Annotated in this window: 17 protein-coding genes and 1 rRNA gene; 6 read left to right on the top strand and 12 right to left on the bottom strand. The window is 71.3% G+C overall.

Annotation, left to right across the window (positions count from 1 at the left end; genetic code table 11):
• Positions 1–8: 8 nt before the first annotated feature.
• The 3 genes from ACWFRJ_RS18090 to recN form a co-directional block, all read right to left on the bottom strand.
• Positions 9–1145, bottom strand: a complete 1137-nt coding sequence (locus ACWFRJ_RS18090) for a glycosyltransferase family 4 protein (RefSeq protein ID WP_453531082.1) — start codon at positions 1143–1145, stop codon at positions 9–11.
• A 386-nt stretch (positions 1146–1531) separates the two neighbouring features.
• Complete coding sequence (locus ACWFRJ_RS18095) at positions 1532–2344, bottom strand: hypothetical protein (protein ID WP_453531085.1); 813 nt, start codon at positions 2342–2344, stop codon at positions 1532–1534.
• A gap of 91 nt (positions 2345–2435) precedes the next feature.
• Positions 2436–4163: a DNA repair protein RecN gene (gene recN, locus ACWFRJ_RS18100; protein WP_453531203.1), complete on the bottom strand. Its 1728-nt coding sequence runs from the start codon at positions 4161–4163 to the stop codon at positions 2436–2438.
• A 222-nt stretch (positions 4164–4385) separates the two neighbouring features.
• Between recN and ACWFRJ_RS18105 the strand changes: the two genes are divergently transcribed.
• Positions 4386–5735, top strand: coding sequence for an FtsX-like permease family protein (locus tag ACWFRJ_RS18105; protein WP_453531088.1), 1350 nt, complete (start codon positions 4386–4388; stop codon positions 5733–5735).
• 150 nt (positions 5736–5885) lie between these two features.
• Here the strand turns inward: ACWFRJ_RS18105 and ACWFRJ_RS18110 are convergent, their stop codons facing one another.
• The 3 genes from ACWFRJ_RS18110 to ACWFRJ_RS18120 are packed head-to-tail and all read right to left on the bottom strand — an operon-like array spanning position 5886 to position 7961.
• Positions 5886–6791: an NAD kinase gene (locus ACWFRJ_RS18110; protein WP_453531206.1), complete on the bottom strand. Its 906-nt coding sequence runs from the start codon at positions 6789–6791 to the stop codon at positions 5886–5888.
• An 11-nt stretch (positions 6792–6802) separates the two neighbouring features.
• Entirely contained in the window at positions 6803–7618 is an 816-nt protein-coding gene (locus ACWFRJ_RS18115) for a TlyA family RNA methyltransferase (RefSeq protein ID WP_453531091.1), read from the bottom strand.
• Positions 7619–7625: 7 nt separating this feature from the next.
• Positions 7626–7961, bottom strand: a complete 336-nt coding sequence (locus tag ACWFRJ_RS18120) for a hypothetical protein (protein WP_453531094.1) — start codon at positions 7959–7961, stop codon at positions 7626–7628.
• 42 nt (positions 7962–8003) lie between these two features.
• Between ACWFRJ_RS18120 and ACWFRJ_RS18125 the strand changes: the two genes are divergently transcribed.
• Positions 8004–8351, top strand: a complete 348-nt coding sequence (locus ACWFRJ_RS18125; protein ID WP_453531097.1) for an alkyl sulfatase C-terminal domain-containing protein — start codon at positions 8004–8006, stop codon at positions 8349–8351.
• Here ACWFRJ_RS18125 and ACWFRJ_RS18130 read toward each other — a convergent pair.
• The 3 genes from ACWFRJ_RS18130 to ACWFRJ_RS18140 are packed head-to-tail and all read right to left on the bottom strand — an operon-like array spanning position 8335 to position 11317.
• Positions 8335–9288 (bottom strand): ABC transporter ATP-binding protein, encoded by a 954-nt coding sequence (locus ACWFRJ_RS18130; RefSeq protein ID WP_453531100.1) that lies wholly within the window; start codon positions 9286–9288, stop codon positions 8335–8337. The genes ACWFRJ_RS18125 and ACWFRJ_RS18130 overlap by 17 nt on opposite strands.
• Entirely contained in the window at positions 9249–10277 is a 1029-nt protein-coding gene (locus ACWFRJ_RS18135; RefSeq protein WP_453531103.1) for a FecCD family ABC transporter permease, read from the bottom strand. Before ACWFRJ_RS18135 ends, ACWFRJ_RS18130 begins: the two co-directional genes overlap by 40 nt.
• Positions 10274–11317 (bottom strand): FecCD family ABC transporter permease, encoded by a 1044-nt coding sequence (locus ACWFRJ_RS18140; RefSeq protein WP_453531106.1) that lies wholly within the window; start codon positions 11315–11317, stop codon positions 10274–10276. Before ACWFRJ_RS18140 ends, ACWFRJ_RS18135 begins: the two co-directional genes overlap by 4 nt.
• A 53-nt stretch (positions 11318–11370) precedes the next feature.
• On the opposite strand from ACWFRJ_RS18140, the gene ACWFRJ_RS18145 reads away from it, so the two are divergent.
• Entirely contained in the window at positions 11371–12396 is a 1026-nt protein-coding gene (locus tag ACWFRJ_RS18145) for an ABC transporter substrate-binding protein (protein ID WP_453531109.1), read from the top strand.
• On the top strand, positions 12396–13229 hold the full coding sequence (locus tag ACWFRJ_RS18150) for a siderophore-interacting protein (RefSeq protein ID WP_453531112.1): 834 nt from the start codon (positions 12396–12398) through the stop codon (positions 13227–13229). Before ACWFRJ_RS18145 ends, ACWFRJ_RS18150 begins: the two co-directional genes overlap by 1 nt.
• A 118-nt stretch (positions 13230–13347) precedes the next feature.
• Here the strand turns inward: ACWFRJ_RS18150 and ACWFRJ_RS18155 are convergent, their stop codons facing one another.
• Positions 13348–14376: an HAD hydrolase-like protein gene (locus tag ACWFRJ_RS18155; RefSeq protein WP_453531115.1), complete on the bottom strand. Its 1029-nt coding sequence runs from the start codon at positions 14374–14376 to the stop codon at positions 13348–13350.
• Positions 14377–14448: 72 nt separating this feature from the next.
• On the opposite strand from ACWFRJ_RS18155, the gene ACWFRJ_RS18160 reads away from it, so the two are divergent.
• On the top strand, positions 14449–15726 hold the full coding sequence (locus ACWFRJ_RS18160) for a DUF1015 family protein (protein WP_453531117.1): 1278 nt from the start codon (positions 14449–14451) through the stop codon (positions 15724–15726).
• 91 nt (positions 15727–15817) lie between these two features.
• Here the strand turns inward: ACWFRJ_RS18160 and ACWFRJ_RS18165 are convergent, their stop codons facing one another.
• Positions 15818–16684, bottom strand: coding sequence for a hypothetical protein (locus ACWFRJ_RS18165; RefSeq protein ID WP_453531209.1), 867 nt, complete (start codon positions 16682–16684; stop codon positions 15818–15820).
• On the opposite strand from ACWFRJ_RS18165, the gene ACWFRJ_RS18170 reads away from it, so the two are divergent.
• Entirely contained in the window at positions 16655–17986 is a 1332-nt protein-coding gene (locus ACWFRJ_RS18170) for a hypothetical protein (RefSeq protein WP_453531212.1), read from the top strand. The two genes, ACWFRJ_RS18165 and ACWFRJ_RS18170, sit on opposite strands and share 30 nt — an antisense overlap.
• 121 nt (positions 17987–18107) lie before the next feature.
• On the opposite strand, the gene rrf is transcribed toward ACWFRJ_RS18170, so the two are convergent.
• Positions 18108–18224: ribosomal RNA gene (rrf, locus tag ACWFRJ_RS18175) — 5S ribosomal RNA — on the bottom strand.
• Positions 18225–18435 lie beyond the last annotated feature (211 nt).

Consider the following 18435-nt stretch of genomic DNA (forward strand, 5'->3'; position numbering starts at 1 on the left):
AGGCAGCGCTACATGGTGAGCGGCTGCGTCAACTCGTCGTAGACGCTCAGGACTTGCGCGACCGTCTCGTCCTCGGTCGGCCATGTCGCCGCCTGGGCCGTGCCCTTGTCCTTGAACTTCTCCCTGAGCGCGGGGTCGGCCAGGAGGCGCGCGACGGCGGTGGCCAGGGCCTCGGCGTCTCCGTACGGGACGAGGGTGGCCGCGTCGCCGACGAGTTCGGGGATGCCGCCGACAGCGGTCGCGACGAGCGGCACGCGCGCGTGCAGGGCTTCCTGGGCGAGGACGGAACGGGACTCCCAACTGCTGGGCAGGACCACGAGGTCGGCCGCGGCGAGCATCTCGGGGACGTCGTCGCGCCGCCCGACGAGCCGGACCGGAAGACCTTCGTTCTCGATACGACGCTGCAGAGCGCCACGCTCGGGCCCCTCACCGGCGATGACCAGGAGCGGCAGGGGGTCGAGGTGGCGCCACGCGCGGGCGGCCTCGAGGAGGAGGTCGTAGCCCCGGTGCTGTTCGAGCGTGCCGACCGTGACGATCAACGGCCGGTCGACGGCACCGATCTCGGCGCGGGCCTTGTGGCGTGACCCGTCGGGCTCCTCGCCCGCATCGGCCGCCGCGCGGGGCGTGGGGAGCGTGACGGGGGCGAGGCGGGCGTCTCGCGCGCCCCTGCTGCGGGCGCGGTCGACGAGGTCGGACGAGGTGCCGAGGACCACGGCGGCGGCTTTGGCGACGCGCCGCTCCAGGAGGTGCAGGAGGCGGGCGCGCGCCCCTTCCGCCTGTGCGCGGGTGTGCCAGGTGACGACGAGGGGGATACGGCGGCCGGTGAGCGCGAGGGCGGCACGCAGCGCGGCGTGCAGCCCGTGCGCGTGCACGAGATCGGCGTCGGCGCAGGCGAGGCGGAGCGAGGCGACGGACGAGGGATCGCTGCTGCGCGGCACGTGGACGTGCCGGGCGCCGGTGCCCGTCAGGTCGTAGGCCTTCGCCGCCTCGGCGGGGGCACAGACCGTGACCCGCACGCCCCGGGCGGCGAGGCCCGCGGCGAGCGACCTCACGTGGGCGCTGCTGCCCGCGCTGCCACCGCCCAGTACTTGCACGGTGTGCAGCGGGGTCTGACCGTGCGGTGAGTGGCTGCTCACGTGGCTCACGTAGCCGGGGCTCCTGGGTCGGCGTCGGGGGGCTGCGCCAAGGATGCCAGTCCGTACGGACGTTCCGGCACCACCGAAAGGTCTCTTCCGTGTCGGGGCGGGCAACTCCCTGACCCGGATCACCCACACGGGTGAGGACGACGGGGTTTCAGCGCCGCGGATGGCCTGCGGCCCTCAGCATCTTTGCAGCGGGGATATGCCGGAGGGAAGGCTTTCAGAGGCTCGGCGTGGCTCGGCGCCCGGGATAGGGCGGGAATTGAACGCCCCGCCCTGGGATTGGGCCACAGGCCGCTCCCTACGGCTCTTGAACCCGCCTCTCGCCTGCTACCTGCGCACTCCGTAGGGCAAGCGACGGCTCAGGGCGCGGCTCTCGAAACGGCGGTCGGTCACTCGGCGGCGGACCAAGAGCCTTCAGAAACGGCCTGAGCCCGTCCCCCCGCGACCGCGCCGACCTTCTCGCCGTACGCGGCTGCCGTCACCAGACCCGCCGCATGGACGGCAAGACCCGCGCGGCCGTTGCCCGCGACGATGGCGGCACCGAGTGCCGCGCCCAGGGCGTGCGCTCCCGCGTCGCCGATCATGGCCTGCTCCCCGAAGTCCTCCGGGAACACGGCTGCCGCGGCCCCCACGGAGGCGGCGGAGAGAACTCCGGCGGCGCCTTTGCGCAGCAGCCCCGGCGCCCCGAGGGCGAGCACCGCACCCGCGGCCTTCCCCGGGCGTACGTCCACGAGGTTGACGAAGTGGGCGGTGCCCGCGATCACGACGCCCGCGAGGACCTTGTCCACCGGCCGCTCCTTGAGCAGCGCACCGGCGGCGAGACCCGCCGCGGAGATCCCGAACAACTTCACGGCCCCACTGGTCACTTCACCGCCCCGCAGCGCACCCAGGTGGGCACGGAAGCCCCGGCGCGGGTCTCCCTCCCCCGCCACGTCGTCGTACGCCCCGCAGGCACCCGCGGCGATCACGGCAAGGGCGGCGGCACCTCGGGCCCTGGCGGGCAGGGCCAGCGTTCCCGCCGCCGCACCAAGAGCGGCGGCGGGACCGGCGTACAACTCCACTGCCCGCCCCGCGTAGTTCTTCCGCTGCCAGCGGTCGGGACCGCCGGGGGCACGTGAGCGCAACGCGGTGGTGGCCGCGCGGGTGACGGCGGCTGCGGCGAGGAGGGCGGTGAGGCACCGGGCGGGCTTGCGGTCGATCATGCGGGCCAGCCTAGGGCCGGGGCACGGCAGAGCCTTGCCCTCCCCTTAGCCACGGCAGCGCCCTACTTGTCCCCCGAACCGCGGCAGAGCCTTACCCGTCCCCCCGGGCCGTCGCCAGCAACTCCTCCGCATGCGCCCGCGCGGTCTCCGAGTCCTCCTGGCCCGCCAGCATCCGGGACAGCTCCCGCACCCGGTCCTCGCCCTCGAGAACCAGCACGCCGGACCGCGTCACCGACCCGTCGTTCGTCTTCTCGACAAGGAGCTGCCGGTCGGCGAACGCCGCCACCTGAGGCAGGTGCGTCACGACCACGACCTGCGCCGACTTGGCGAGCCTGGCCAGCCTGCGGCCGATCTCGACCGCGGCCTTGCCGCCGACGCCCGCGTCGACCTCGTCGAAGAGGTACGTGGGAACGGGATCCGTGCCCGCGAAGACGACCTCGACGGCCAGCATCACGCGCGACAGCTCACCGCCGGACGCGCCCTTGGCGATCGGCCGCGGCGGGGCACCCGGATGCGGGGCGAGGAGGAGTTCCACCTCGTCGACGCCCGACGGGCCGTACGCGACGAGGCGTCCGTCGACCGGCACACCGTCCGCGCCCTCGGGCACCTCCGTACTGCTGATGTCGATCGTCACGCGCGCGTGCGGCATCGCGAGCGAGGACAGCTCTTCGGTGACGGCCGCCGCGAACCGCGACGCGGCCTCCTTGCGTGCGTCGGTCAACGCCTGCGCGAGCCCAGCGAGTTCTCCCCGGAGCGCGTCCCGCTCGGCGGTCAGCTCGTCCAGACGGTCGTCGTCGCCCTCGAGTTCGGTGAGCCGCGCGGCCCCCTCCTCGGCCCAGGCGAGCACGGAATCGATGTCGGAGCCGTACTTCCGGGTCAGCTGGGTGAGCGCGGCCCGCCGCTCCTCCACCGCCGCGAGGCGCAGCGGATCGGCGTCGAGGTCGTCGGCGTACCCCGCGAGCTCCCCCGCCACATCGCCGAGCAGAATCCCGATCTCGCCGATCCTCTCGGCGAGAGCTGCCAGGGCGGGGTCGTGGGAACGCACCGCTTCAAGAGCCCGATGGGCGCCCGCCACCAGCGTCGTGGCGTCGACACCCTCCGGATCCTCGGGGATGCCCGCGAGCGCGGCGTGGGCGGACGTGGCGGCGGAGGCGAGGGCCTCCGCGTGGCCGAGCCGCTCGGCCTCGGCGGCCAGCTCGGTGTCCTCGCCCGCGCGCGGCTCGACACCCGCGACCTCTTCGAGGCCGAAGCGCAGCAGGTCTGCTTCCTGGGCCCGTTCACGCGCCCGCGTGGTGATCTCGTCGACCTCGGTCGTCACGGCCCGCAGCCTGCGGTACGCCGCCGTGTACTTGGCAAGGGGCACGGTGACCGCGTCTCCCGCGTACCGGTCGAGCGCCCCGCGCTGGCGGCCCGGCTTGAGCAGCCCCTGCTGGTCCGTCTGTCCGTGCACCGCCACGAGGTCGTCGGCGAGTTCCGCGAGCAGCCCCACCGGGACCGAACGCCCGCCGAGATGCGCGCGGGATCTCCCCTCCGCCGAGACGGTACGGCTGATCAGCAGCGCCCCGTCGTCGAGCTCGGCGCCCGCTTCCTCCGCCCGCACGGCCGCCGAGGCGCCCGCGGGCATGGTGATCCGCCCCTCCACCACCGCCGCCTTCGCGCCGATCCGCACCAAAGCGGCATCCGCGCGTCCGCCGAGCAGCAGGCCAAGGCTTGTGACCACCATCGTCTTGCCCGCACCGGTCTCGCCGGTCACCGCGGTGAACCCCGGCGACAGCTCGACCACCGCGTCGTCGATGACTCCGAGCGACCGTATCCGCATCTCCTCCAACACGGACACGACCTTACGAGGTCATGGGCCCGGTGTGCGACGGGCCCTGGCTCCCTTCCACCTTCCTTCCACGAAGGCGCAGGTGGCAAAGGCGGACCGAACGGACGCTGTCACCCGCAGGGGGTGGGGATTCCAGGGGTGGGGATTACCCCCGGACGATCTTCCTGACAGCCTCCTGGTGCACAGGGGTCTCAGCGCCCCACCATGATCCATATGGGAACGGGACTGGCACAGGCGGCGCTGCGGGCGCACCGCCCGGCGTTCGTGGGCACGGCAGTGGCCGCGCTCTTCGCGGCGACGGTGGTGAGCGCGTCGACGATGATGCTCGGCGCGACGGGCACGGACGGGCTCTCCGCGCAAGCACGCGAGCAGATCACCGAGAACGGCGTCGGCGACATGGCGGTCGTCCTGCTGATCGGATCGATCTACATGTCGATATTCGTGGTCGCGTCGACGATGGGCACGGCCGTCACGCAGCAGCACCGCGAGCTGGCCATGGTGCGCTCCATCGGCGCCAGACCCCGCCAGGTCCGCCGCGCTGTGGCCGTCCAGGCCCTCTCCGCGTCCATACCGGCCGCGCTCGCAGGGTTCGTCCTCGGCGGCTTCGTGGCCCGGTGGTGGCATGCGGGCATGGTCGCGCACGGCCTGCTCCCCGCCGAGGCACACTTCCGGTTCGGCTGGGTCGCCCTGCCGGTGTGCCTGGGCGTGGCCGTGGTGACGACGACGCTCGCCGCGTTCCTCTCCGCGCTGCGGTTCTCGCTGCTCCGGCCGGCCCGCGCCCTGAGCGAGGCGGCGACCGGACGGCGGGGGCTCGGCATACTCCGGGCTCCGCTCGGCGTGATCGCGGTCGCGGGGGCGTGCGTGGTCTCGGTCCTGCTGTCGAAGCAGCCCGCGGACGAGGCGGGCGAGGGGGCGTTCCTCGTCCTGATCCTCTTCTGCGTCGGCGCGGGACTGCTCGGCCCGCGGATCATCGGGCCCGCGGCCTGGCTGGTCTCCGCACTGGTGGGCCGGTTCGGCGGCAGCGCGCGCCTGGCGATGCTCAACGTCCGCTCGCAACCCCGCCGTTTCTCCGCCGCGGTCGTGCCGCTCGTCCTGGTCGTCGGGTTCGGCCTGACCAAGATCGGCATACACACCACGGCACAGCACCACACAGGGTCGGCGGGCAGCACGGGCGAGGTCTGGCTCGACTACGTGGGCACGGGTCTGTACGCGGGCTTCGCCGCCATCGCCGCGGCGAACACCCTCGCCATGATCTCCTTCGAGCGCCGCCGCGACATAGCCCTGCTGCGCGTGGTCGGCAGCCAGCGCGCCCAACTGCGGGCCATGGCGGCCTGGGAGGCCGTGGTCGTCGCGGGCACCGCGCTGCTGCTCGGCACGGCGATCGCGCTGGGCACGCTCGCACCGATCCTCGAGCCTGCCTTCGGCTCGTCGATGCCGTACCTGCCGTGGGGCGTGCCGACGGGGATAGCGGCGAGCACGTTGCTGCTGACGCTGCTGGCGACGGGCCTGCCGGTGGCGTCGGTGATGCGGAGGCGAGCGATATCCGTGGTCAGCGCAACGTAACCGCAGAGGGCGCGGACCCCGTAAGGGGCGCGGGGCTGTGACAGACATGCGGCTCCGCTGCGAGGGCGCGGGGAACCGCACGGCCAGCCACCGGCGACCCGCAGTGTCCGCACCCACGCACCCCGCACGAACCGCCCAACCAGCGGAGCGCTAGTGCGGCGCCCCGCGCCACCCCGACACCGGCAAGGCGAACTTGGCCACGAGCCGGTCCGTGAACGACGCGTGGTGCAGCCGCGCAAGCCGTACCGGCACCCCGCCCCTGCGCACCTCGACCCGGGCCCCGGGCGGCAGCTCCACGGTCCGCCGCCCGTCGCACCACAGCACCCCGTGCGGCGTGTGCGGCTGGACCTCGACGGCGAGCACCGAGTCCGGCGAGGTCACCAGGGGCTTGGCGAACAGGGCGTGGGCGCTGATCGGCACCATCAGGAGCGCCTCCACCTCAGGCCACACCACGGGCCCGCCCGCGGAGAAGGCGTACGCGGTGGATCCGGTCGGCGTCGCGCACACGATGCCGTCGCAGCCGAAGCCGGTGACCGGACGCCCGTCGATCTCCAGGATGACCTCGAGCATCCGCTCGGCGGACATCTTCTGCACGGCCGCTTCGTTGAGCGCCCAGTCGCGGTGCACGACATCGCCGTTGCTGTGGACGATGACGTCGATGGTCATCCGCTCCTCGACCTCGTACGCCTTCGTCACCACCCGGTCGACGACCTTGTCGAGGTCGTCGCGCTCGGCCTCGGCGAGGAAGCCGACGCGTCCCAGGTTCACGCCGAGCATCGGCACCCCGGAGGCCCGGGCGAACTCGGCGCCGCGCAGCAGCGTGCCGTCACCGCCGAGGACGACGAGCAGTTCACAGCCGTCGAGACACTGGGGGGTGGCCTCCTTCACCGTGCCGACCTCGGGCGGCAGCGGCAGATCGGCCGCCTCCGCCTCAAGGACCCGTACGCCGATGCCGCTGCGAAGCAGCCCCTGGACGACGAGTTCGGCACTGCGGATGGCGGCAGGCCGTCCGGTGTGCGCGAGCAGGAAAACAGTACGAGCTCGGGTCTGGGTCACTCGGGTCTGAGTCAACGGGGCCCCTCCGCCACGGCACGGTCAACGTCCGCCGGGTCGAGTTCAGGCGCCCCGGCACGCAGCCACAGAAAGTACTCGACATTTCCGGAAGGTCCGGGCAGCGGGCTCGCGGTCACGCCACGCACACCGAGCCCGAGCCCCCACGCTTGGCGCGCCACACCGCGTACGGCGTCGGCCCGCAGTTCCACGCTGCGCACCACACCGCCGGTGCCCAGGCGCTCCTTGCCCACCTCGAACTGCGGCTTGACCATCAGGACCAGGTCGGCGTCCGGGGCGGCACACCGTACGAGGGCGGGAAGGACCAGGCCGAGCGGGATGAACGAGAGATCGCCGACGACCAGGTCGACAGGGGCGCTGCCGATGGCGTCCAGCGTCAACTCGCGTACGTTCGTACGGTCCTTGACGGTGACCCTGTCGTCGCTCTGCAGCGACCAGGCGAGCTGGCCGTACCCGACGTCCACGGCGACGACGCCCGAGGCACCGGCGCGCAGCAGCACATCGGTGAAGCCGCCGGTGGACGCGCCCGCGTCGAGCGCGCGCCGCCCTTCGACGACCAGGCCCTGCGGCACGAACGCGGCGAACGCGCCCGCCAGCTTGTGGCCGCCGCGCGAGACGTAGTCGGGATCGCTGTCGTCGGTCGCGACCACGATGGCGGCTGCGGTCTCCACCTGCGTCGCGGGCTTCGTCGCGGTGTTCTTGTCGACGGTCACACGACCAGCGGCGATCAGCTGGCTCGCGTGCTCGCGCGAGCGCGCCAGCTTGCGTCGGACCAGTTCGGCGTCGAGGCGGCGGCGTGCCACTCCTGCCACGTTCTGTTCAGCTCCTGTTGTACGAGGGTGAGTGCGGGGACGAAGGCGCGGGCGTCCCCATGGGTGAGGGCGCCGGCGGCCCGGGTCGTGCGTCGAGCGCGGTCAGCGCGTCTCGCAGTCCCCGGTGTACATCCTCGTACACCTCGATGTGGCCGTCCGTGGCGAGGTGGTCGGCGTCGCCGAGACGCCGCAGCAGGCCGTCGACCTCGGCGTCACCGGTCGGGACACGCTCCACCCCGAGGGGCGCGGGTCCGACGGGGCCGTACGTCTCCGCCTCCGCCGCGGCTTCGGCCGCCCCGGGCTCCACCGGCTCAGGCTCGGGGCCCGGCATCGAGTCGCTCATGCCACGACGCTACCCCGAAGCGCTGCGGTACCGTCGATCACGATGGCGACGATCGAAGAGTGCCGCACGGCGCTCGACAAACTCTCGGACAACCTGGCGGGCGCGGACGGCGGCGCACGCAGCGCTGCCGCGCTCGACCGCTCGCTGAGCTGCCGCATCACCGATCTTGACGTGACCTTCACGGGCCGCCTCGAGAACGGCCGGATCACGGTGCTCGACACCCATGCCGGCGCCCCTCGTGAGAAAGCCGAGATCCGTCTCGCCATGTCCGGCGACGATCTGGTGGCGATGGTGAACGGCGACCTGAACTTCGCGAAGGCCTGGGCCTCCGGCCGGGTCAAGCTGGAGGCGGGCCTGCGCGACATGCTCCGCCTCAGGTCGCTGCTTTAGCCCCTGCTCCGGCGCCGGACTTGTTCCGCACCCGGCGCGAGGCGGGCACCACCAGCGGCGTCCCGGTCTCCGGGTCGTCGATGATCTGGCAGTCCATCCCGAAGGTGTCCCGTACGAGCTCCGTCGTGACGATGTCGGACGGCGCGCCCTCGGCGACGACCTCGCCCTCGCGCAGGGCTATGAGGTGGGTGGCGTAGCGCGCCGCGTGGTTGAGGTCGTGCAGGACGGCGACCAGCGTGCGGCCCTGTTCCTCGTGCAGGTCGGCGCAGAGGTCGAGGACGTCGATCTGGTGCTGGATGTCGAGAAACGTCGTCGGCTCGTCCAGGAGAAGGAGCGGAGTCTGCTGTGCGAGGGCCATCGCGATCCAGACGCGCTGGCGCTGACCGCCGGAGAGTTCGTCGACATAGCGATCGGCCAGTTCGGCGACACCGGTCGACGCCATCGACTCGCCCACGATCCGCTCGTCGTCGGCCGACCACTGGCGCAGGAGCCCCTGGTGCGGATAGCGCCCGCGCGCGACCAGGTCGCCCACCGTGATCCCGTCGGGCGCGATGGAGGACTGCGGGAGCAGGCCGAGCGTCCGTGCCACCTTCTTCGCGGGCATCGACTGGATGACGTTCCCGTCGAGCAGAACGCGGCCCGCCGAGGGCTTGAGCATCCGGGACAGGGCGCGCAGCAGGGTGGATTTGCCGCAGGCGTTCGGGCCGACGATCACCGTGAAGGAGTTGTCGGGGATCTCGACGGACAACTTCTCCGCGATGACGCGCTGGTCGTAGCCAAGGGTCACGCCGTCCGCGATGAGCCGGTTCACTGCGGCACGCTCCTGCCTGTCGGTGCTCTCAGAGGTATGCGTAGAGGTGTGTGTAGAGCTGTGCGTATTCACGCCGAGGCGCGCCTTCATATCCGCCCCGCCTTGCGCTCGATGACGAGGAGCCACAGCAGGTAGATGCCGCCGAGTACGCCCGTGACCACGCCGACGGGCAGCTGATCGGCGCCGAAGGCCCGCTGCGAGGCCCAGTCCGCGACGATGAGGAGGGTGGCGCCCATGAACATCGCGGGCAGCAGGTTCGGCCCCGGCGAGCGGGTGAGCCGCCTGGCCAGCTGCGGCGCGGTGAGCGCGACGAAGCTGACGGGGCCCGCCGCGGCGGTGGCGGCCGCGGTGAGCAGCACGGCCGAGGCCATCAGGACGATGCGGGTGCGCTCGACGGGCACGCCGAGCGCGTACCCGACGTCGTCGCCCATCTCCAGCATCCGCAGCGGACGGGCGTACGTCATGACGAGCGGCACGAGAATCGCGCAGAGGACGAGCAGGGGCCAGACCTGGTCCCAGTCCCGGCCGTTGAGGGAGCCGGTCATCCAGACGACGGCGCGCGCGGCGTCGACGATGTCCGCCTTGGTGAGCAGATAGCCGTTGATGGCGGTGACGAAGGCGGAGACGCCGATGCCGACCAGGACGAACCGGAAGCCGTGCACGCCCCGTTTCCAGGCGAGCACGTAGATCGCGAATCCGGTCACCAGACCGCCCACGAGCGCGCCACCCGCGACCTGCACCGCGCTGCCCTGAAAGAGGACGATCATGATGAGCGCGCCCGCGGTGGAGCCCTGGCCGAGGCCGAGGATGTCCGGACTGCCCAGCGGATTGCGCGAGATGGACTGGAAGATCGCGCCGCCGAGCCCGAGCGCGGCGCCCACGAGCAGGCCGACGAGGACCCGCGGAAGGCGCAGGTCGTTGATGATGAACTCCTGCCCGGCGTCTCCGTTGCCGAGCAGGGTGCGGATGACGTCGGCGAAGGGGATGTAGAAGTCGCCGGTGCCGATGAGGACGACGCTCGCGGCGAGCGCGGCCACGATGAGCACGGCGACGACCACGGCCGTGCGGACGTCGAGTCGGAGGCTGAGCCCGCCCCGGGTGCGTATCGCCTTCACAGCTGAGCCAGCCTCCGCCGTCGTACGAGAAAGATGAAGACCGGAGCGCCGATCAACGCGGTGATGATGCCGACCTGAAGCTCCGCAGGCCGCGCGACGACGCGCCCCACGACGTCGGCGCCGAGCAGCAGCACCGGCGAGAGGATCGCCGCGTACGGCAGGATCCAGCGCATGTCGGGCCCGGTGAAGGAGCGCACGACGTGCGGCACCATCAGGCCGACGAACATGATGGGGCCGCAGGCCGCGGTCGCCGCCCCGCAGAGCAGCGTCGCGGCGGTCATGGACAGGGCGCGGGTGCGGTTCAGGTGGGCGCCGAGCGCGCGGGCGGTGTCGTCGCCCATGGCCATGGCGTTCAGCGGCCGGGCGAGGCCGAGGGCGAGCACGATGCCGATCACGAGGAAGGGCAGGACCTGGAGGATGGTCTCGTTCTTGGCCGAGGCCAGGGAACCAACCGTCCAGAAGCGCATCTTGTTGAGCGCGGCGTTGTCCGTGATCATCACGGCCTGCAGATAGCCGTAGAGCGCGGCGCTCAGCGCGGTTCCGGCGAGCGCGAGCCGTACGGGAGTGGCGTTACGGGTCCCGCCGAGGGCATAGACGGCGGCGCCGACAACTGCCGCTCCGAAGAAGGCGAACCACACGTAGCCGCTCAGCGAGGTGACGCCGAAGAAGCTGATGGCGGTGACGACGGCGGCCGACGCACCGAGGTTGATGCCGAGAAGGCCCGGGTCGGCCAGCGGATTGCGCGTCAGCGCCTGCAGGACGGCACCGGAGAGACCGAGTGCCACACCGACGAGCACTCCGAGCAGCGTCCGAGAGAGCCGCTCCTGGACGACGACATCACCGTATGTCCCGGTGTCCTGGAAGAGGCCGTGCCAGACCTGGTCGAGGGACATCTGCTTGGCACCGACCGCGATGCTCGCCACGACGACGAGCAGCAGCACACCGACCGAGACGAGGAGCCCGGCGGTGCGTATCGCGCGGCGGTTGGGAGACGCGGGGGCGGTCTCCGCGCCGGCTTCGGGGGGACTGTCGACCAACACCAGGTTAGGTTAGCCTACCCTCGCACTCGACTTCGACGAGAGAAGCACCACCCATGCCTGTCCGCAGTCCGATACCTCCTGCTCTGACCCGACGTGGCTTCCTGGGCGCGAGCGTCGCCCTCGGCGCAGGCGGACTCCTGACAGCATGCGGCTCCGGCGACGGCGACGCAAAGTCGTCAGGCGACAGCTCGGCCTGGAGCTTCAAGGACGACCGCGGCAAGACCGCCGAGGTCGACCACACGCCGAAGAACATCGTCGCCTTCATCAGCACGGCCGCCGCCCTGCACGACTACGGCGTCGCGTGCACCGGAATCTTCGGCCCCTCCAAGCCGGTGGACGGCAAGCCAAATCCCCAGGCGGGCGATCTCGATGTCGGCGAACTGACGAGCCTTGGCGAGTCCTGGGGCCAGTTCAACATCGAGAAGTACGCGGGCCTCGAGCCCGACCTCCTGATCAGCAACATGTTCCCGCCGCCCGCCCTCTGGTTCGTCCCCGAGGAAGGCGCCAAGAAGATCGAGTCGCTCGCGCCCACCGTCGGCATCAAGGGCGCCCGCACCTCGCTCCTGGACCCGCTGAAGCGCTACACCGAGCTCGCGAAGTCGCTCGGCGGGGACCTCGGGACAGAGAAGGTGCGGGCGGCGAAGGCCCGCTTCGACAAGGCCGAACGGACACTGCGCGAGGCGGCGAAGGCCAACCGCGGTCTGAAGGTCCTCGCGATGACCGGCGACGCCGACCAGATGTACGTCGCCGTACCGGACTCCTACTGCGACCTCAACTACTTCAAGGACCTCGGCGTCGAGTTCGTCGAGGGCAAGAAGAGCGACGAGTGGGGCTTCTGGGAGTTCCTCAGCTGGGAGAACGCCGACAAGTACGACGCCGACCTCATCATGATCGACAACCGTACGAGCGCCATGCCGCCCAAGGAGCTCGCGAAGAAACCCACCTGGGCACTCCTCCCCGCGGTCAAGGCCGGCCAGACCGTGCCGTGGTCCATGGAGGAGCGCTACAGCTACGCCGGCTACGCACCCGTGCTCGAACAACTCGCCACCGCGATAGAGAAGTCGAAGAGGCTCACCTGATGACTGCGTCCCCCTACCACTTCTTCGACCTCCACGTGCTGCGCACCGAGTTCGTCACCCCCGCCATGATCCGCGTGGCCCTCGGCGGCGACGGTCTGGCGGAGATGGCGTCGGCGGGCCGCGACCAGCGCATCAAGGTGTTCCTGCCGCATCCGGGGCAGGACGCCCCCGTCATGCCGGACACGGCGGGCGAGAACGCTGCCAGTTGGTACGCCGACTGGTGCGCCCTCGATCCCGACGTCCGGGGCATCATGCGTACCTACACCACGCGTGAACTGCGCCGCGACCCCGACGAGTTGATCGTCGACTTCGCGGTGCACGGCCCCGCTCCCTCGCCCTTCGACGGCCCGGCCACCAGCTGGGCACGCGGCGCCCTGCCCGGCTCCCGGATCGGCGTGCTCGCCCCGGTCGAGGAGGAGAACGGCGCGTACGAGTTCAGGCCGCCGCAGGACACCGACTGGGTCCTCCTGGCCGCCGACGAATCGGCGCTCCCGGCGATCGCGGCCATCCTGGAGACGCTCCCGCCCGGCACGCCGACCCGCGTCTGGATCGAGCTCCACGACCTGGCGGACAAGCAGGAGCTGCCGACGAAGGCCGACGCCGAGATCACCTGGCTCACCGAGGAAGGCGCGACACCGTCGGCGATCGAGGCCGCGGAGCTGCCTTCGGGCACTCCGTACGCCTTTGTCGCGGGCGAGTCGGCCACCGTCAAAACGGTCCGCCGCCACTTGGTCCGCGACCGCGACTTCGACCGCAAGCGGATCTGCTTCTCCGGCTACTGGCGCAAGGGCACCACCACGGACGAGCTGATCGACCGCAACGAGACGGCCTGACCCCCTCCTGGGCCTCCCTTGCTCCTACGCCTCCCCTGGCCGAAGCCCCGTCCGCCCCCCGTCGGCCGGGGCTTCACCCTGGGGCAGCCGGCCGAGCCACACGACTTGTCCCCCGCTGCTACACCCCCAGCCGCGCCAGCGCCTTCTCCCCGTCAAGGGCGCACTTCCCGTCCCCCGCCTCCGTCCACGCCGCCGCACACAGCGCCCGCAACCCGTCAAGCGCCTCGCCCTCGCCGTCGAGCACCAGCTCGTGCCCCCGCGCCGACGCCGTCCACCCACCGCAGCCGAAGCCGCCATCGGCCGGAGTCACTTCTGGCTGCCCGGTCAGCATGCCGCGCAGATCCGCGTCCACGTACGTGGGCCGGTGCTCGGGCGGGGCGGCGAGGAGCTGGGCGCCGTCCGTGACTCCGGTCAGGACGAGCAGCGAATCCACCTCTCCGTTGAACGCGCCCTCGATGTCCGTGTCGAGCCGGTCCCCCACGACCAACGGCCGCTCGGCGCCCGTCCGCAGGATCGTCTCGCGGTGCATCGGAGGCAGCGGCTTGCCCGCCACCTGCGGCTCCGCGCCCGTCGCGATGCGTACGACCTCGACCGCCGCGCCGTTGCCCGGCGCGATGCCCCGCGCACTCGGAATCGTCAGATCGGTGTTGGACGCGAACCACGGAAGGCCACGCGCGATCCCGAAACAGGCCTCGGCGAACCGTCCCCACGCCATGTCGGGACCGCCGTACCCCTGCACGACCGCCACAGGGCCGTCGTCCGCCGACTCGACCGGCTCGAGCCCACGCTCCCGCAGCGCGACCCGCAGCCCCTCCCCGCCGATCACAAGGACCCGCGCGCCCGCGGGCACCTGCTCGCTCACCAGGCGCGCCGCCGCCTGCGCGGACGTGATGACGTCCGATGCCCCGGTGGGAATGCCGAGCTCCGTCAGATGCTCGGCCACCGCGTCCGGCGTGCGCAGCGCGTTGTTCGTGACGTACGCGAGATGCATGCCGCCCGCGCGGGCCGTCCCGAGGGAATCGACGGCGTGCGCGATCGCGTGCCCACCCGCGTACACCACCCCGTCCAGGTCGAGCAGCGCGGTGTCATACGCCTCACTCAGCACATTTCGGCTGCCCGCGGGCCGTGTCCTGACGGTCTGGCTCATTACGCATCGCTCCTCGATCGATCCCACTCCCCCGATCATCGCTCATGCCACTGACACACATACGATGCAGCAATGAACACAGCGGGTCATACCGACGACCAAGGCCTCGACCTGATCCCGTTCCGAGGCGTGCGCTACGTCCCCGAGCAGGTCGGCAGCCTCGCCGCCGTGACATCCCCTCCGTACGACGTGGTCGTACGGCCCGACGGCCTCCTCCACCTGGAGTCCGCCGACCCGCACAACATCGTCCGCCTTATCCTCCCGCAGGCCACCACACCGGCGGCCCGCAACGAACAGGCGGCGCAGACCCTCCAGGACTGGCTCTCCCAGGGCATCCTGGCGCCCGACGCGAAGCCCAGCCTCTACATCTACGAGCAGCGCGACGCCGACATCCTGCAGCGCGGCGTCATCGGCGCCCTGCGCCTGTCCGAGGCCGATGACGGCATCGTCCTGCCCCACGAAGGCGTCATGCAGCACGTCGTGGAGGACCGCGCGGGCCTGATGCGCGCGACGAGCGCCAACCTCGAACCGCTGCTCCTGACCTACCGCTCGAACGGCGACACCACGGGCGCAACAGCAGTCGTCGAGCGCACCGTGGACACCGAGCCTCTCCTCTCGACGACCACGGAGGACGGCTTCAGTCACCGCTTGTGGGCGGTCACAGAGCCCGCCGATCTCGCCGAGATCCAGTCAGATCTCCTCCGCCATCAGGCCCTGATCGCGGACGGACACCACCGCTGGGCGACGACCCTCCTGCTGCGCTCGGAGCACCCGTCACCCAGCCCCTGGGACTACGGCCTTGTCCTCCTGGTGGACACCGCGCGCTACCCCCTGCGGGTCCGCTCCATCCACCGCTACCTGCACCGGCTCCCGGTCCCCGACGCCCTCGCGGCCCTCACGGACTCCTTCCGCATACGCACCGTCGAAGGTCCCCTGCCGCACGCCCTCGCAGCCCTTGCCGAGGCCGCAGCGGAAGGCAACGCGTTCCTCCTCGCGGGTGACGGCGGCTTCCACCTCATCGACCGCCCGTCCCCGGACCTCCTGGCCCGTACGATCCCGGCCGACCCGCCCGAGGCCTGGCGCACCCTGGACGCGACGGTCCTGCACTCCACGCTCCTCGATCACATCTGGCAGATCCCGGACGCCCCGGAGCACATCGCGTACATCCACGACACAGCGGCGACCGTGGAGAAGGCGGAGCGCGACGGCGGCACGGCCGTCCTGATGCACCCGGTCCGCGAAGAGGTCGTACGCGACCTGGCACGCCAGGGGGTCACGATGCCCCGCAAGTCCACGTCCTTCGGCCCCAAGCCGGCATCGGGCCTGGTCCTGCGCGACCTGGACTTCTGAATCCTCTTCTGATTCTGAACACTCCGCACGTACGGCAACGGGCGGGACCCCTTCTGGGGTCCCGCCCGTTGCCGTACGACTAGCTCAGCGCTCAGACCTTACGGCCCTCGTCACCATCAGCGTCACTGTCACCGTCATCGTCCAGCTCGAAGTCGTCCTCGTCGTAGTACTCCTCCACGCCCTCGTCCTCGTCTTCCTGGACGGGGGCGACGAAGACGGCATCGGGCTGCGAGGCAGGCGCTGCGGGCGCCGCCTCCGCGACCGGTACCTCCGCGTCGTTCTGGAGGGCGTCGACGAACTCGACACCGTCCAGCTCGGCAAGGCGGTCCGAGGCGTCGGTGCTGCCGTCCTTGTCGGACTCGACGACCTTCGCGAACCACTCGCGCGCCTCGTCCTCACGACCGGCGGCGAGCAGCGCGTCGGCGTACGCGTAGCGCAGCCGCGCGGTCCACGGCTGGACGGAGTTGGACGCCAGCTCGGGACCCTGCAAGGTGACGATGGCGGCATCGGTCTGGCCCAGGTCCTGACGCGCACCGGCGGCGACGAGACGCATCTCGACCTGCCCCGGCTTGTCCAGCTTCTGCACCTCGGGCGCACCGGCCATGTCCAGCGCCTTCTCGGGCCGGCCGAGACCGCGCTCGCAGTCCGCCATGACGGGCCAGAGCTCGACACTGCCGGTCATCCGACGGGCGGCCCGGAACTCGCCGAGCGCCTCGTTGTAGTTCTGCGTCGCGTACGCGGCGAAGCCAGCGGCCTCTCGTACGGCGGCGACACGCGAGGCGAGCCGCAGCGCGATCCGCGAGTAGGCGTACGCCTGCTCGGGGTCGTCGTCGATGAGGTTGGCGACCATCACCAGGTTCCTGGCGACTTCCTCAGCGAGCCCCTTGGGAAGGCTCTGCAGCTCCTGCTGTACGTCCTTGTCGATCTCGTGGCCCGTGACGTCGTCCGGGATCGGCAGCCGCTTGATGGGCTCGCGGTCACGGTCGTCACGCCGGTCATCGCGCCCGCGGAACCCGCCGGGCCGCCCGCCACGGCTGTCGTCACGCCGCGGCCCACGGTCATCGCGCCCGCCGCGGTAGCCTCCGCGGTCGCCGCCGCCACCACGGTTGTCGTCGCGCCGGAACCCACCGCGGTCGCCGCCGCGGTCATCACGGCGGTCATCACGGCGGAACCCGCCGCGGTCACCGCCGCCACGGTTGTCATCACGCCGGTCGTCACGCCGGTCATCGCGCTGGAAACCGGGACGGTCGCCACCACGGGGCCGGTCGTCGCGACGGTCATCACGGCGATCGTCGCGACGGAAGCCACCACGGTTGTCACCACCGCGCTCGCCGCCACGGTTGTCATCACGGCGGAAGCCACCGCGGTCGCCGCCGCCACGGTTGTCATCGCGGCGGTCATCGCGCCGGAACCCCGGCCGATCCCCGTCACGACGGAACCCGGGACGGTCGCCGCCGCCACGGTTGTCACGGTTGTCATCGCGACGGAAACCACCGCGCTCGCCGCTGCCACCACGGTTGTCGTCGCGACGGAACTGGGGACGGTCACCGCCACCACGGTTGTCGTCACGGCGCGGAGCACCGGAAGTCGAACGGTCATCGCGGCGGAAGCCGCCACGGTCGCCGCCGCCGCCACGGTTGTCGTCACGGCGCGGACCGCCGGACGTCGAACGGTCGTCGCGGCGGAACGGGGGGCGGTCGCCGCCACCACGGTTGTCGTCACGGCGCGGACCGCCAGAGGTCGAGCGGTCATCGCGGCGGAACCCACCACGGTCGCCGCCACCACCACGGTCGTCGCGCCCGCGGTAGCCGCCACCGCCGCCGCCACGGTTGTCACGGTTGTCGTCGCGACGGAACCCGCCACGGTCACCACCGCCACTGCGGTTGTCGTCGCGACGGAACTGGGGACGGTCACCGCCACCACGGTTGTCGTCACGGCGCGGACCGCCGGAAGTCGAGCGGTCATCGCGACGGAAGCCGCCACGGTCGCCGCCACCACCACGGTTGTCGTCACGGCGGAAGCCACCGCGCTCACCACCGCCACGGTTGTCGTCGCGACGCGGAGCACCCCGGTCGCGGTCGTCACGGCGGGGGCCACCGGAGGTGGGGCGGTCGTCGCGGCGGAACGGAGGACGCCCACCGCCACTGCGGTCGTTGTCGCGACGCGGTGCGCCGCCACGGTTTCCGCCCCGGTCGCCACCGTCCCGGCTGCGCTGGTCGCGCTCCGGTCGCTCGTCGGGAGAGTTGGTGGACATCGGTGACTCCTAGTCTTCGGTACCGCAGTCATTCTTGCGCAGCCGGGTAGCCGGCGCGCTTCGACAAAACAAAAAGGACCCTTGGGTCCCAGCGTGGACGCTGGGACCCAAGGGTCCTCCAAAGATTGTTCGGCGGCGTCCTACTCTCCCACAGGGTCCCCCCTGCAGTACCATCGGCGCTATGAGGCTTAGCTTCCGGGTTCGGAATGTAACCGGGCGTTTCCCTCATGCTATGACCACCGAAACCCTATGAAATATCCCGCCGCAAAGCGGGATCTCAAACAGGGCAGCGAACAAGCACACTCTTCAATTAAGTGGTGTAACTGTTCAGCCGACACAACTGTTCGTTGTTTCAGAACTAACACAGTGGACGCGAGCAACTGAGGACAAGCCCTCGGCCTATTAGTACCAGTCACCTCCACCCGTTGCCGGGCTTCCAGATCTGGCCTATCAAC

Source organism: Streptomyces sp. NPDC055239 (assembly GCF_053606205.1).

What these genes read in the sequence shown, in the direction of transcription:
- ACWFRJ_RS18095 (WP_453531085.1), bottom strand. Translation starts at nt 2,344, where the DNA reads ATGATCGACCGCAAGCCCGCCCGGTGCCTCACCGCCCTCCTCGCCGCA.
- recN (WP_453531203.1), bottom strand. Translation starts at nt 4,163, where the DNA reads ATGCGGATACGGTCGCTCGGAGTCATCGACGACGCGGTGGTCGAGCTG.
- ACWFRJ_RS18105 (WP_453531088.1), top strand. Translation starts at nt 4,386, where the DNA reads ATGGGAACGGGACTGGCACAGGCGGCGCTGCGGGCGCACCGCCCGGCG.
- ACWFRJ_RS18120 (WP_453531094.1), bottom strand. Translation starts at nt 7,961, where the DNA reads ATGAGCGACTCGATGCCGGGCCCCGAGCCTGAGCCGGTGGAGCCCGGG.
- ACWFRJ_RS18125 (WP_453531097.1), top strand. Translation starts at nt 8,004, where the DNA reads ATGGCGACGATCGAAGAGTGCCGCACGGCGCTCGACAAACTCTCGGAC.
- ACWFRJ_RS18145 (WP_453531109.1), top strand. Translation starts at nt 11,371, where the DNA reads ATGCCTGTCCGCAGTCCGATACCTCCTGCTCTGACCCGACGTGGCTTC.
- ACWFRJ_RS18150 (WP_453531112.1), top strand. Translation starts at nt 12,396, where the DNA reads ATGACTGCGTCCCCCTACCACTTCTTCGACCTCCACGTGCTGCGCACC.
- ACWFRJ_RS18155 (WP_453531115.1), bottom strand. Translation starts at nt 14,376, where the DNA reads ATGAGCCAGACCGTCAGGACACGGCCCGCGGGCAGCCGAAATGTGCTG.
- ACWFRJ_RS18160 (WP_453531117.1), top strand. Translation starts at nt 14,449, where the DNA reads ATGAACACAGCGGGTCATACCGACGACCAAGGCCTCGACCTGATCCCG.